Origin of the sequence: Streptomyces sp. NPDC051561 (assembly GCF_044454195.1) — a bacterium.
GTDB lineage: Bacteria > Actinomycetota > Actinomycetes > Streptomycetales > Streptomycetaceae > Streptomyces.
Genome location: NZ_JBITDM010000001.1, coordinates 219,061 through 232,054, shown reverse-complemented (window position 1 = coordinate 232,054; position 12,994 = coordinate 219,061). Strand labels below are relative to the sequence as shown.

General features: G+C 71.3%; 15 protein-coding genes and 1 pseudogene. 8 read left to right on the top strand and 8 right to left on the bottom strand.

What is annotated here, in order from left to right:
- The first annotated feature begins 4 nt into the window (after positions 1–4).
- Positions 5–955, top strand: coding sequence for an SGNH/GDSL hydrolase family protein (locus ACIA73_RS00985; protein ID WP_399436089.1), 951 nt, complete (start codon positions 5–7; stop codon positions 953–955).
- Positions 956–983: 28 nt separating this feature from the next.
- Here ACIA73_RS00985 and ACIA73_RS00980 read toward each other — a convergent pair whose 3' ends face one another.
- Positions 984–1,727 carry a dienelactone hydrolase family protein gene (locus ACIA73_RS00980; protein WP_399436088.1) on the bottom strand — a complete coding sequence of 248 codons (744 nt, stop codon included), beginning with the start codon at positions 1,725–1,727 and terminating at the stop codon, positions 984–986.
- A gap of 349 nt (positions 1,728–2,076) precedes the next feature.
- On the opposite strand from ACIA73_RS00980, the gene ACIA73_RS00975 reads away from it, so the two are divergent.
- Positions 2,077–2,697 carry a maleylpyruvate isomerase family mycothiol-dependent enzyme gene (locus ACIA73_RS00975; RefSeq protein WP_399436087.1) on the top strand — a complete coding sequence of 207 codons (621 nt, stop codon included), beginning with the start codon at positions 2,077–2,079 and terminating at the stop codon, positions 2,695–2,697.
- 19 nt (positions 2,698–2,716) lie between these two features.
- Here the strand turns inward: ACIA73_RS00975 and ACIA73_RS00970 are convergent, their stop codons facing one another.
- Positions 2,717–4,021 carry an MFS transporter gene (locus ACIA73_RS00970; RefSeq protein WP_399436732.1) on the bottom strand — a complete coding sequence of 435 codons (1,305 nt, stop codon included), beginning with the start codon at positions 4,019–4,021 and terminating at the stop codon, positions 2,717–2,719.
- 5 nt (positions 4,022–4,026) lie between these two features.
- Positions 4,027–4,695: an ArsR/SmtB family transcription factor gene (locus tag ACIA73_RS00965; RefSeq protein WP_399436086.1), complete on the bottom strand. Its 669-nt coding sequence runs from the start codon at positions 4,693–4,695 to the stop codon at positions 4,027–4,029.
- A 136-nt stretch (positions 4,696–4,831) separates the two neighbouring features.
- Between ACIA73_RS00965 and ACIA73_RS00960 the strand changes: the two genes are divergently transcribed.
- From ACIA73_RS00960 to ACIA73_RS00950, 3 genes and pseudogenes are all read left to right on the top strand, one after another.
- Positions 4,832–5,494 carry a GyrI-like domain-containing protein gene (locus ACIA73_RS00960; RefSeq protein WP_399436085.1) on the top strand — a complete coding sequence of 221 codons (663 nt, stop codon included), beginning with the start codon at positions 4,832–4,834 and terminating at the stop codon, positions 5,492–5,494.
- Positions 5,495–5,563: 69 nt separating this feature from the next.
- A pseudogene (locus tag ACIA73_RS00955) lies at positions 5,564–5,704 on the top strand (GNAT family N-acetyltransferase); the annotation flags it as partial.
- A complete protein-coding gene (locus ACIA73_RS00950) occupies positions 5,661–6,128 on the top strand; it encodes a hypothetical protein (RefSeq protein ID WP_399436084.1) in 468 nt (155 codons plus the stop codon). The pseudogene ACIA73_RS00955 and the gene ACIA73_RS00950, both read left to right, overlap by 44 nt.
- A 21-nt stretch (positions 6,129–6,149) precedes the next feature.
- Here ACIA73_RS00950 and ACIA73_RS00945 read toward each other — a convergent pair whose 3' ends face one another.
- Positions 6,150–6,404: a hypothetical protein gene (locus ACIA73_RS00945; protein WP_399436083.1), complete on the bottom strand. Its 255-nt coding sequence runs from the start codon at positions 6,402–6,404 to the stop codon at positions 6,150–6,152.
- Positions 6,405–6,649: 245 nt separating this feature from the next.
- On the opposite strand from ACIA73_RS00945, the gene ACIA73_RS00940 reads away from it, so the two are divergent.
- Positions 6,650–7,489 (top strand): hypothetical protein, encoded by an 840-nt coding sequence (locus ACIA73_RS00940; RefSeq protein WP_399436082.1) that lies wholly within the window; start codon positions 6,650–6,652, stop codon positions 7,487–7,489.
- 278 nt (positions 7,490–7,767) lie between these two features.
- Here ACIA73_RS00940 and ACIA73_RS00935 read toward each other — a convergent pair whose 3' ends face one another.
- Entirely contained in the window at positions 7,768–8,079 is a 312-nt protein-coding gene (locus ACIA73_RS00935; protein ID WP_399436081.1) for a DUF6401 family natural product biosynthesis protein, read from the bottom strand.
- Positions 8,080–8,344: 265 nt separating this feature from the next.
- Here ACIA73_RS00935 and ACIA73_RS00930 point away from each other — a divergent pair, with 265 nt between their 5' ends.
- Positions 8,345–8,527: a hypothetical protein gene (locus ACIA73_RS00930; RefSeq protein ID WP_399436080.1), complete on the top strand. Its 183-nt coding sequence runs from the start codon at positions 8,345–8,347 to the stop codon at positions 8,525–8,527.
- A gap of 16 nt (positions 8,528–8,543) precedes the next feature.
- Here the strand turns inward: ACIA73_RS00930 and ACIA73_RS00925 are convergent, their stop codons facing one another.
- Positions 8,544–8,999, bottom strand: coding sequence for a YrdB family protein (locus ACIA73_RS00925; RefSeq protein WP_399436079.1), 456 nt, complete (start codon positions 8,997–8,999; stop codon positions 8,544–8,546).
- A gap of 153 nt (positions 9,000–9,152) precedes the next feature.
- A complete protein-coding gene (katG, locus tag ACIA73_RS00920) occupies positions 9,153–11,372 on the bottom strand; it encodes a catalase/peroxidase HPI (protein ID WP_399436078.1) in 2,220 nt (739 codons plus the stop codon).
- A gap of 303 nt (positions 11,373–11,675) precedes the next feature.
- On the opposite strand from katG, the gene ACIA73_RS00915 reads away from it, so the two are divergent.
- Entirely contained in the window at positions 11,676–12,086 is a 411-nt protein-coding gene (locus tag ACIA73_RS00915) for a Fur family transcriptional regulator (RefSeq protein ID WP_399436077.1), read from the top strand.
- Positions 12,087–12,150: 64 nt separating this feature from the next.
- Here the strand turns inward: ACIA73_RS00915 and ACIA73_RS00910 are convergent, their stop codons facing one another.
- Complete coding sequence (locus ACIA73_RS00910) at positions 12,151–12,984, bottom strand: aldo/keto reductase (protein ID WP_399436076.1); 834 nt, start codon at positions 12,982–12,984, stop codon at positions 12,151–12,153.
- Between the last annotated feature and the right edge of the window lie 10 nt (positions 12,985–12,994).

Below are 12,994 nucleotides of genomic sequence, written 5' to 3'. Positions count from 1 at the left end.
CGCCGTGGTCGGCGTACTGACCCTGCTGTGGGCCACCGGCTGCGCGAACCCGGAGGACGAGCCGGGCAATCTGCCGCCGGTCCCCGAGGTGGTGGGAGCAGCCCAACCCGGCGGGGCGCCGCCCCGGACCTCGGCGCCTGCCCGCCCGACCGACGTACCACGGCCCAACCGGGCACCTCGGACCTCACCCGCAGCACCGTCCGAGCCACGCGAGAAGTCGCCGGTGCTCTATCTCGGGGATTCGCTCGCGATGGAGAACCAGAAGGTGCTCGGCAGGCGGATCGAGGAGTCCGGCCGGGCGACCGTGCACAGTGCGCCGTACTCGGGCACGACCCTCTGCGACTACCTGACCGCTCCGGCCGTCCGCTCCCTCGTACCGCCGCAGGACAAGGCGGCGGCCCTGGTCGGGGCACAGCGGCCACGCGTCGTCGTCCTCCAGTTCTGGGGCAACTCCTGGGGCTACACCCCGTGCATGAAGAACATCGTCCAGGGCAGCGCGGAGTACTACGAGCGGTACATCCAGGACGCCCGCACCCTCACCGCGCAGATCGCGGCCGCGGCGCGGGCGGCCCGGATCCCCCGGCCACGGATCGTCTGGGTGCTCCAGGGGCCGGACGCGTTCTCGACGGACCGCACGAGCCGGGTCAACGACCTCTACCGGGCTCAGGCGTCGGCCGCGGGCGACACGGTCGCCGACGCGGGACGCGCGGTGAGCGCACCGGGCGAACGGTACGTCTGGCAGCAGCGACTGCCCTGCAACGCGGAGGAACGCGCGGTGCGGCAGGCCTGCGACAACGGACTGGCCCTGATGCACCGCGAGGACGATCCGCTGCACTTCTGCCGCGCCCCGACCACTCCGAAGCCACAGCCTTGCCCGGCACCCTCACCGGGAATCGAGCGCTACAGCAAGGCCATTGCCGCGACCGTCGACTCCTCGCTGCGCCGGCTGGGCTGAGGGAGTCCTGCCCCCACCCGTGTACGCGCTAGCCGTTGGCCAGGGTGCCGGCCAGCAGCGGAAGCAGACGCTCCCAGTGGCGCCTGAGGCCGTCGGGGGCGAAGGCACCGGTGTCGGACATGGTGAAACCGTGGACGGTGCCGGGGTAGATCTCGGAGGTGTGGTCGACGCCGGCGGCGTCCAGGGCCTCGTTGAGTTCGCCGAGCGCCTCGGGGGTGAGGTCGGATGCGGCGTGCCCGAGGTGGACCCGGGCGGTGAGCCGGGAGAGCAGACGGTGCCGCTCGTCCCCCTCGGCGCCCACGGGGCTGTGGAATCCGGCGACGGCGGCCACTTGGCCGGGGTGGGCCGCGGCGGTGTGCAGCGCCAGCATCCCGCCTATGCAGTAACCGGTCACCGCCACCGGTCCGCCTGCCACCTCGGGCCGGGTGGTGAGGTACCCGAGGTAGGCGTCGGCGTCCCGCAGGAACCGTTCGGGTGTGTGCTCCTTGATCAATGCCATCAACCGGGTCATGAGCGCGGGCCGCGCCTCTTCCCCGATGTGTTCGGGAAGAGCGATCACCGGTGCGGGGCCGTGCCGGTAGAAGATGTTCGGCACGAGCACGTAGTACCCGTGCCCCGCCAACTCGCGGGCCATCTCCCGGATTACGGGCCGGATGCCGAAGCCGTCCGGGTACATGAGGATCCCGGGGTGCGGCGCGCCGTCGTCGGGGAAGGCGGCGAAGGCGTCGGCCCGGCCGTCCTCGGTGGGAATCAGCAGTGTCGTGGTGAGCATGGATGGTCTCCGTCGTGAGTTCGCGAATGCGTGAGTTGAGGTGGATCGGGGTGGGCCGAGGCGAACAGCCACACCTGTGATCCCTCACGACGGAGGCGGAGCCCGCGCGACAGCGTCGGATCCCCGTTCGACCAGCGGGCCCGCTCCGGCCCGTACGGCGCTCAGCAGAGCACCGGGTCACCAAACCGTGTGTGGCGCGAGGCCGTCCCGGTAGTCATAGCCGCGCAGCCTACCCACCGGGCGGGGGCGACGCCACGGCGGGTGGAGCCGGCGCGGCGATGAGTTCCGGGCGCCGGGCGAGTCCTACCCGACGACACTGTGAACGAGCGGTCGAGCGAAGGGAACGGACATGACGGACGACGTCTGGGCGAGGGTGCACACGGAGCGTGCGGCGCTGATCGAGGACCTCACACACCTCCAGGCCGAGCAGTGGGACGAGCCGTCCCTGTGCGACGGCTGGACCGTGCACGACGTGGTCGCCCACCTGGTCGACAGCGCCCGCACGACCCGCACCGGATTCGTCGTCGGCATGGTGCGGGCACGCTTCGACTTCGACCGGCAGAACGAGGACGGGGTACGGCGCGAACGCGGGGCCACCCCGGCACAGACGCTGGAGCGGCTCCGCGAGGTGGCCCCGCGCACATCGGCGCCCCCGGCTCCGCTGGACACCCGGTTCGTCGAGGAGGTCGTGCACGGCGAGGACATCCGTCGCCCGCTGGGCCTCACCCGCGCCTACCCGCAGGAGGCCGTGACCAGGGCGCTCCGGCTGCAGACCCGTACCTCGGCCTCCTTCGGCGGCGCCAAGGAACTGACCTCCCGGGTCCGCCTGGCCGCGACGGACGCCGACGTTGCGATCGGATCGGGCCCGGAGGTCACCGGCCCGGCACTCGCCCTGCTGCTCGCGGTCTCCGGGCGGCACGCCGTACTGGGCGAACTCGCGGGGCCGGGGGTTGCCTTGCTGAAGGAGTGAGGGGCTCAACCGGCCTTGCTCAACCGGCCTTCTCCGTAACCCTCTCCGCCTCCGCCTCCGCGTCCTTCGCCTCCTGATCCGGCGTCAGGGTGCGGATGCGAGGTATCGGCGACGGCAGCAGCCAGAGCAGTGAGAGGACCCCGCCCACGGCGGCGACGACGAGAGTGGCCCGCAGCCCGACGGCAGTGGCCAGCAGGCCGCCGACGACGGCGCCGATGGGCCGTACCCCGTAGTTGATCGTGCTGTAGGCGCCCGCCACCCGACTGCGCAGCCCGTCCGGGATCACCGCGGCCTGAAGGGCGTTGAGGTTGACGTCGAACAGCATGACCCCGAAGCCTGAGAAGAACTCGCACGCGGCCAGAGCCCCGGCCCGGAGCCACAACGGACCGTCCGCCGCCGCGGCGATGGCGATCGGCGCGGGGAAGAGCACCGCACCCACCATGATGCTGCGCCCCACTCCGAACCGCCGGGAGAGGCGTGGCGCGACCACGGCGCCGAGGAGGGAACCCGTCGCGCCGATGCCGAACGCGACACCGATCACCCCGGCGGACAGACCGAGGTCCCGGCTGGCGAACAGGACCAGCAGCCCACTGCCCGCCAGGAAGGTGAAGAAGTTGACGGTCGCACAGCAGCCGAGACTGGCCCGCAGCACCGGATGCCGCACGACGAGCGCCAGCCCTTCCCCGGCCCGCCGCAACAGCGGGGGAGCGGCGGTGTCGGCCGCGACCGGCGCCTCGTCGACCGACACCCGGCTGATCAGGACCGCCGACGCCAGGAAGCTCAGGGCATCGAGGACCAGGGTGACGGGAGCGGTCAGCGCCTGGATCAGCGCGCCGCCGACGGCCGGCCCGGCGACGTACGAGACGGATCGGCTGGCGCTGAGTTTGCTGTTCGCGTCGACATAGGAGGCGCGGGGCACGAGGCCCACGAAGAACGGCGGGTAGGCGGTGTTGAACAGCACCCCCGCCGCACCCGTCAGCACCGCCACCACATACAGCTGACCGAGCGTCACCGCCCCTAACAGGAAGGCCACCGGGACGCTCAGCAGTACCGCGGCGCGCACCAGGTCGGCGAGGATCATCAGACGGCGTTTACGGGCCCGCTGGTCGACCCAGGCCCCGAGGAGGATGGCGAGCAGGTTCGGGGTCCAGATGAGGGCCGTCAGCCAGGCCACCTGGTTGGCCGAGGCGTTCAGGGCGCTGACGGCGATCAGGGGGAGGGCCAGCTCGGTGATCCGGTCGCCGAACTGCGAGACGGTGTTGCCGGCCCAGAAGCGACGGAACCTCCGATCCCGCCACAGCGATATCTCCGCGGTTCCGCCCATGTCCTTCACGCCGACTCCCCGGCCTGCTCGTGGGCGTCTTCCGCCCGGTTCCTGTTCTCGGCCTGGTCCTGGGCGTCTTGCGCATGCTCCGCGGTGGCTTCCGGCAGGACGTAACGCATCAACTGGACGCCTCGGCCGTCGGCCGGCCGTTCGGCCGGGGCGCGGGTGACGTACGGCGCGAGAAGGCGCTCGATCCCGTCCTCGACGGCGGCGAGCTCCTCGGCGGAGAGGACCAGCCGGGTGTGTGCCAGCCCGGACAACTGACGCCACTGCGCGTCGAGTTGGGGCTCCACCTCGGCGGCCCACCGGCTCGGCCGGTCCGCGTACCGCAGAAACATCTGCTGCGAGAGCAGCCGCGCCGCGGACGCCCCCGCCTCGTCCGCCGGGTCCTCCGGCGCCTCGAACCGGAAGCCCCGCCCCACCGCCTCCCACGTCCGCTGACGCCGGTCCGCGCCGGGCTCACTGTCCCTCACCAGTCCGAACCCGGCCAGATGCCGCAGATGCCAGCTGGTCACCGACGGCGTCGCACCGACATCGGGCGCGAGCTTCGTCGCCGTCGAGGGGCCTTGGCGCATCAGATGGTCAAGGATCGCGAGCCGCACCGGATGCGCCAGCGCGCGCATCGCTTGCGGATCGGTGATCTCGATATCGCCCAGGCGATTAGGGGAGCCCATGGCGTGAGAGTGTCCTCTCACAATATGTGAGAGTCAACTCTCAGATCGAAGGTTCGTACACTCGGGACCCTCTGAGGCGGCTCCCACGGCAACGGAACAGAAAGGTCGCGGCTCGTCCACCGAGTCCAGGTGCCCGATGACAGCGAAGAGCGACTCCGAGCAGACCGGCTCCACGAAGACCGACTTCAAGAAGACCGTCGACGCCTACCGGGCGAGACGCGACAGCCTGCGGATCGTCGATGTGCCCGACCTGCAGTACGTCATGATCGACGGCCATGGCGACCCCAATACCTCACCCCGCTACGCCGAAGCACTCGCGGCGCTCTACCCGGTGGCCTACAAGCTGAAGTTCGCCAGCAAGCGCGACCTCGGACGGGACTATGTCGTCATGCCCCTGGAAGGCCTCTGGTGGGCCGAGGACATGGACTCCTTCACCGGAGCGCGCGACAAGTCCCGCTGGGACTGGACGATGATGATCATGACGCCGGACTGGATCGACCAGCAGATGTTCGACGCTGCCGTCCAACAGGCCGGAGCCAAGGGCGACTTGGCGTGTCTGGGAGAGCTCCGCCTGGAGGCGCTGTCCGAGGGGACCTGCGTACAGACACTGCACATCGGCCCGTACGACGACGAGGCGGACGTCCTGGCCCGGATGCACCACGAGTTCATCCCCGGCAACGGCCTCCGGATGACCGGCAAGCACCACGAGATCTACCTCGGCGACCCCCGCAAGGTCGCCCCCGCGAAGCTGCGCACCATCCTCAGGCAACCGGTCGACGGCCCCGCAGGTCCGCACTGACCGGCTTCCCTCGGGCGCGTGTGCCAGGTTGCCCGCCATGGCTGAACCGGTATCCGTTGCCTGGCCACCCGGGCGGTGCCCGCGCTTGCCGGGCGACGCACCGGTCTCTTCGTGGTCGAGCTCGACGGCGCCATGATCGGCATCGTGGAGCTCGGCCGGCCCGACCGTGACGTGGAGCGCCGGAGCCCCACCCGCCCCGAGGCCGGGGAGTGGGGCGCCGCCCAGTGGAAGGGCGTACGGTCCCCGGCCTGACCGGGCGGGTGCGGCACCGGCTCCCGGGCGCGGGCCTCAGGCGCGGGCGGCCGCGGCGGCGACGATCCAGTTCCGAAACTCGACGGCGCAGTGCCGCAGGTGGTGGTCCAGGTCCCTGGACCGCAGCGCCCGCACCATCACCGAACTGCACCGCCTCCTGCTCGAAGCGGCACACCCCTACACCGGCCAGATCCGCCGCTCCGAGCCCCAGCAGGCACTCGATACCGCGGCCCGCGCCCTCCTCGGTGCCTGCTTCCACAACTCCGTACGCCCCGATGCCGCCACCGGCGAAGCGGCCAGACGCAGGTACGCCGACGAGCTCGCCGACATGGCGATCGCCTATCTCCTCACCCCCGACCGGCGCCGTAGCGCCGAGACCTGAGAGCCAGTGTCCGAACCCCGGTCAGTCGGCGATCTTGGCGGTCAGTCCGTAGTCGATTTCACGACCGTCGACGAGCAACGCCTCCACCGTGCGGGTCTGCGGGTCGATTTCGGCCACCATGCCGTCTCCGGCGTAACGGGGGTAGCCCGAGGTGCCCGTCTCACCGGTGGGCGTGACCACGGCGGAGCGTACGGCCGAGTCCTTCGCGGCCACCCCGCCGCCCTCGATGTGCTCGGGAACCAACAGGACGGTGAAGTGCGGCGGTTGTGTCGTCATGGTCCGTCATTGAAGTGCCCGGGCCCCCGGTTGTGCGGCAGGCACGCGGGAACGACCGGTCCGGCTTCCCGGCCGGGCTGTGCGAGACGGCCCGACGCACGAGCGCGCGGCTGCGTGCACCCGCCGGGCCCCTTCCCGTACGGGCACTCACTCGAACGGCCCTTGCGGGGGTGCTCCCAGCAGGTGGGGCCGGTGGGGCGCTGGTAAGCACGAGTGAGAAGAACGCGTCGACGAAAGGTCTGATCGTGCTCTCACCCCATGCGAACACCGCACTCGCGGTGGAATTCCAGCAGGGCCTCTCCGATGCCTGGTCCAAGGTCGCCCAGTTCGTACCGAAGCTCGCGGGCTTCCTGGTCATTCTGCTGGTCGGCTGGTTCGTCTCGAAGATGATCGCCAAGGTCCTCGACAAGGTCCTGCGCAAGGTCGGCTTCGAGCGGCTCAGCGAGCGGGCCGGATCCGCCCGGATCTTCGACGATTCCAAGTACGACGCGACCTCCCTGGTCTGCAAGGTCGTTTACTACGCGCTGCTGCTGGTCACGCTGCAGCTGGCCTTCGGAGTGTTCGGTCCCAACCCGGTCAGCGGCATGATCGACGGCATCGTCGCCTGGCTGCCGCGGGCGCTGGTCGCCCTGGTGCTGGTCGTCGTGGCCATGGCCATCGCCAACGCGGTACGGGGCATCGTCAGCGGTGTGCTGTCGGCGGCCTCGTACGGTCCGATGGTCGCCCGCCTCACCTGGGCGGTCATCGTGGCCCTCGGTGTGATCGCTGCCCTCGGCCAGGTCGGCATCGCCACCACCGTCACCCAGCCCGTGCTCATCGCGGCGCTGGCCGCCGTCGCGGGCATCCTGATCGTCGGTGTCGGCGGCGCGATGATCCAGCCGATGCGTGGTCGCATCGAACGCTGGATGGACACCGCCGAGGCCGAGACGGGCCGGCTGCGGGCCCAGCAGTCGTCGGCCGACGGCACGCGGGACGGTGCCGACGCCGGGCGCGACGGCCGTCGTGACGGTGCGTACCAGGCGGGCCGGGAGGACGCCCTGCGCCACCAGCCGGTGGTGGATCCGGAGCGGGTCGACCCCATGTAACCCGGCGCGCCCTTCCGTACCCCGCACGACCGGGGGGGGGGGGGCGGGCGCGGGGGGGGGGGCGGGGGGGGGGGGGGGGGGGGGGGGGGGGGGGGGGGGGGGGGGGTCACGCCCCCCCCCCCCCCCCCCCCCCGCCCCCCCCCCCCCCCCCCCCCCCCCCCGGCCCCCCCCCCCCCCCCCCCCCCCCCCCCCCCCCGCCCCCCCGGGGGCGGGTCGTGCGGGGCGGGAAACAGGGGTGGGAAAGTCTGCGGGGGAGCGCAGCGTCCGTACGCCGGCTCTCAGTCGCGCGGGGCGAGGAACCGGTGCCGGTTGACGAGCCAGCTGAGCGCCGTCAGGCGGCACACCGCGTAGTCGTACCCCACCGGCTCGCGCCACCCGGTCTCCGCGAGCGCGTCCAGGAAGCCGAGGGCGTAGTCGGCGAGGGCGTCGCGGGGCGGGGCGGGCGGTTCCAGGCCCGCGCCGTCCGCACCCAGCCGTGACCGTATCTCCGCCACGTGCTGATCGACCGAGGCGGCGAAGCCGGGCTCGAACGCGAACTCGGCGAAGCGCCGGTCGAAGTCGGCGCAGACGGTCGTCAGAACACAGGGCATGGGCTGACGCTAAGCGACCGGCGTGGTTGTTTTGCTACGGGAAGACCCTTCTGCGACGTATCTCACGCGCCGGTGACTCCCGTCGGGCCTTCTGACGGCGGCGCCTCATCCCTCCGCCAACCGATGGATCCACCACCTCGGTATCGGCCTCCCGCGATTCAGCCCGCGACGCTTGGGCATCCGTGAAACCCAAGGGGTGCGCGTACCCACGCGGGCCCGTGTGGCAGCCGCCGGCAGCTGAGGTGGCAGCGGTTTGGGAGGACATATGCACGATCTCGGATTCGTCTGCCTCGTGGAGCGACTGGCCGCCCAGGCGGAAGAGGCACGGGGCTCGCGGGAGGCGCGGCGGCTGCTGGGAGTGCCTCGGGTGCCCCCTGCGGTCACGATCGCCGGAGCGGTCGCGGTGGCCGTCGTCGGCATCAGGCTGGCGCGCTCCCGCCACGCGTGACCCCTGCGCGTGACCCCTAGAGGGCTTCCGTAACCGTCGGCCCCGGCTCTGCCGTCGGTCCTGGCTGAGCCGCCGGTCCCGGTTCAGCCGGCGGCCCCACCGCCGTGTACTCCACCGCCACGCTGAGCACCGAGAGAGCGGCGAAGATCCACGCGGCGGTGCTGTTCGCGACGGCGGACAGGGCGAGTGCGGCCACCGCGAAGACCGCCAGCTTCAGCGCGATCTCGGGCCCGGCCGGCAGCGGGTACTTCGGCCCGCCCGCAGCCAGGAACGCCCCCCACACCACTCCCGCCAGGACCGCGCTGCCCAGACCGATGAGGATCCCGGTGAAGGTGCCCGTCCCGGTGTGCAGACCCCAGAGGAAGAGTGACACCAGGATTCCGCCCTCCAGCAGGAGGGCCAGCGCCCCGTTGGCGAGGGTGACCGGAGTCCACTGCCGGGCCGACACGGGTCCCGGCTTGGCGATTCTCATGCCTCGGATGCCTTCCGTCCGCCCGGTGAGTGGCCCCCAGTATGGCCTTCGTACTGGTGTCCGGCCCATGGATCGGACGGAATGGCATCGGCGAAGTCGAAGGGAACGGCGAAGGGGCCGGCCGAAGCTCCCGGCCGGCCCCTTGACCTACCGTCAGACCAGGTCGTACCGGTCCAGGTCCATGACCTTCTGCCACGCCGCGGCGAAGTCCTTCACGAACTTGGCGTTCGCGTCGTCGCTCGCGTAGACCTCGGCCACCGCACGCAGTTCGGAGTTCGAGCCGAACACCAGGTCGGCGCGGGTGCCGGTCCACTTGACCGTGCCGCTCGCGTCGCGGGCCTCGAACTCGTCCTGCGCCGAGGACGTCGACTTCCACTCGGTGCCCAGGTCGAGCAGGTTGACGAAGAAGTCGTTCGTCAGCGTGCCCGGACGCTCGGTGAGGACACCGTGCTTCGAACCGCCCTGGTTGGCGCCGAGGACGCGCAGACCGCCGACGAGCACGGTCAGCTCCGGGGCGCTCAGCGTGAGCAGGTTCGCCCGGTCGAGCAGCAGGAACTCGGCCGGCAGGCGGTTGCCCTTGCCGAGGTAGTTGCGGAAACCGTCGGCGGCGGGCTCCAGGGCGTCGAACGAGTCGACGTCCGTCTGCTCCTGCGAGGCGTCGACGCGGCCCGGCGTGAAGCCGACCTCGACGTCCACGCCGCCGTCCTTGGCCGCCTTCTCGACGGCCGCGGAACCCGCGAGCACGATCAGGTCGGCCAGCGAGACCTGGCGGCCGCCCTTGGCGTTGAAGGATTCCTGGACACCCTCCAGGGCGCGCAGCACCTGGGCCAGCTCGTCCGGGGTGTTGACCTCCCAGTTGCGCTGCGGCTCCAGGCGGATGCGGGCACCGTTGGCGCCGCCGCGCTTGTCGCTGCCGCGGAACGAGGCGGCCGACGCCCAGGCGGCGGAGACCAGCTGGGCGACCGTGAGGCCGGAACCGAGGACCTGCTCCTTGAGCGCCGCGATGTCGGCCGCGTCGAGGAGCTCACCGGTGCGCGCCGGCAGCGGGTCCTGCCACAGCAGCTCCTCGGAGGGGACCTCAGGGCCGAGGTAGCGGGCGAGGGGGCCCATGTCACGGTGCGTCAGCTTGTACCAGGCGCGGGCGAAGGCGTCCGCGAACTCGGCCGGGTTCTCGTAGAAGCGGCGCGAGATCGGCTCGTAGACCGGGTCGAGGCGCAGCGAGAGGTCCGTGGTGAGCATCGTCGGGCGGTGCTTCTTCTCGGCGTCGAAGGCGTCCGGGATGATCTCCGGGGCGTTCTTGGCGACCCACTGGTGGGCGCCCGCCGGGCTCTTGGAGAGTTCGTACTCGAACTCGAAGAGGTTCTTGAAGAAGCCCTGGCCCCACTGGGTGGGCGTCTCGGTCCAGGTGACTTCGAGACCCGAGGTGATGGCGTCCTTGCCGACACCGGTGTTGTACGTGCTCTTCCAGCCGAGACCCAGCTGCTCCAGCGGCGCCGCCTCCGGGTCGTCGCCCACGTTGTCCGCGGGACCGGCGCCGTGGGTCTTGCCGAAGGTGTGACCGCCCGCGATCAGGGCGACCGTCTCCTCGTCGTTCATCGCCATCCGGGCGAAGGTCTCGCGGATGTCGCGGGCCGCGGCGAGCGGGTCCGGGTTCCCGTTGGGGCCCTCGGGGTTGACGTAGATGAGACCCATCTGGACGGCGCCCAGCGGGCTTTCCAGGTTGCGGTCACCGGTGTAGCGGGCGTCGCCCAGCCACTCGGTCTCCGGGCCCCAGTAGACGTCCTCCTCCGGCTCCCACACGTCCTCGCGGCCACCCGCGAAGCCGAACGTCTCGAAGCCCATGGTCTCCAGGGCGACGTTGCCCGTGAGCACCATCAGGTCGGCCCAGGACAGGGACTGGCCGTACTTCTTCTTGACCGGCCACAGCAGGCGGCGGGCCTTGTCGAGGCTGGCGTTGTCCGGCCAGCTGTTCAGCGGCGCGAAACGCTGCTGACCGGCGCCGGCGCCACCGCGGCCGTCACTGATCCGGTAGGTGCCGGCGCTGTGCCAGGCCATCCGGATCATCAGGGGGCCGTAGTTGCCGAAGTCGGCGGGCCACCAGTCCTGCGAGGTGGTCAGCACCTCGGCGATGTCCTGCTTGACGGCCGGGAGGTCCAGCGCCTCGAAGGCCTTCGCGTAGTCGAAGTCCTCGCCCAGCGGGTTGGACACCGCCGGGTTCTTGGCGAGGATCTTCAGGTTGAGGCGCTCCGGCCACCACTGACGGTTCCCGCCGCCCTGCGTGGGGTGCGCGGCACGCCCGTGCGCGACCGGGCAACCACCCCCCGTTTCCTCGGCCTTCGGGTCGGTGACGATCGCATCGTGGTTGTCAGCCATGGGAGTCCTCTCGAAGCTGGGCAGATCAGCGAGTCGATTGCGGGCCTGTGCCCCTGCCGCACGTCCGGGCCGGGGGTACGAGCCTTCGGCGGGTGGCCGTACCGGACTGCCTGGTGTCCTGTCCCTCGGCCCGTCGCCAAGAAGCGATCCTATGATGGACAGGTTCCAGGTCAAGAAGCTCACCTGTTCCATATTTCATCCGTACTCTGACAACTGCCTTTAAAGTCGCGGTACTTCCACGAGACTTTTCCGGGTACTCCGAGGTATGCCGAGGTACTTCTCCGACCGATTGGGTGGCCCGTCATGAGTGACCTGCTTCAGCGGCTGCGCGGGCGCGGCTGGCGGATGACCTCCCAGCGGCGTGTCGTCGCCGAGGTGCTCGACGGCGATCACGTCCACTTCACCGCGGACGAGGTGCACGCACTCGCGGTGAGCAGGCTCCCCGAGATCTCCCGGGCGACCGTCTACAACACCCTGGGCGAGATGGTCTCCCTCGGGGAGGTCACCGAACTCTCCACCGACGGCCGTGCCAAGCGGTACGACCCCAACGCCCACCGCCCGCACCAGCACCTGGTCTGCTCCGGCTGCGGCGTCATCCGCGACGTCCACCCGACGGGCGACCCGCTGGACGCCCTCCCCGCCGACCAGCGCTTCGGCTTCACCGTCTCGGAAGCGGCGATCACCTACCGGGGTCTGTGCCCGTCCTGCGGGTGAGCAGCGGGGCGTAACCCTCACAGGCCGCGGCCCGCGACCTCCGCCGGGGCCGCGACAGCCGTCCCTACAGCATCTCCAGGGGCTCCTTGCGCACCGGTGCCGGGAACGCGTCGTCCAGCGCCTTGAGGTCGTCGGGAGTGAGGACGAGGTCCAGGGCGGCGTGATTGTCCTCGACGTGGGCCACGGTGGCGGCCTTGGGAATGGCGATGACGTCGTCGTGGCGCAGCACCCAGGCGAGTGCCACCTGGAGCGGGGTGGCGCCGTGCGCCTCGGCCACCGAGTCCAGGGCCGGGTGGCCGAGCAGGCGGCCCTGTTCGAGGGGGGAGTACGCCATGGCCGGGACCGCACGCGCACGGCACCAGGGGAGCAGGTCGTACTCGGGGCCCCGGCGGGTGAGGTTGTAGAGGATCTGGTCGGTCTCCGGGAGGGCGCCGGCGGGGAGTTCGTCCAGGTCGTCGACGTCCAGATTGCTCACCCCCCAGGCACCGACGCTGCCGTCGCTCACCAGGCCTTCGAGGGCCTCGACGGTCTCGGCGAGCGGCACCCCGCCCCGCCAGTGCAGCAGATACAGGTCGATCCGGTCGGTGCCCAGCCGGCGCAGACTCGCGTGGCAGGCGTCCACGGTGCCAAGGGCGTCCGCGTTCGACGGCAACACCTTGCTGACCAGGAACACCTCGTCGCGACGCCCGCGAATGGCCTCGCCGACCAATTCCTCGGCCGCGCCGCCGCCGTACATCTCCGCCGTGTCGATCAGGCTCATCCCCAGGTCGAGGCCCCTGCGGAGCGCGGCGAGCTCCCCGGCGCGCCGCGCGTGCCGGTCTCCCATGTGCCAGGTGCCCTGCCCCAGGGCGGGCACGGTCGCACCGGAGGGGAACGTCACTGTCCTTGCCGCTGTCATCGCAGAACCC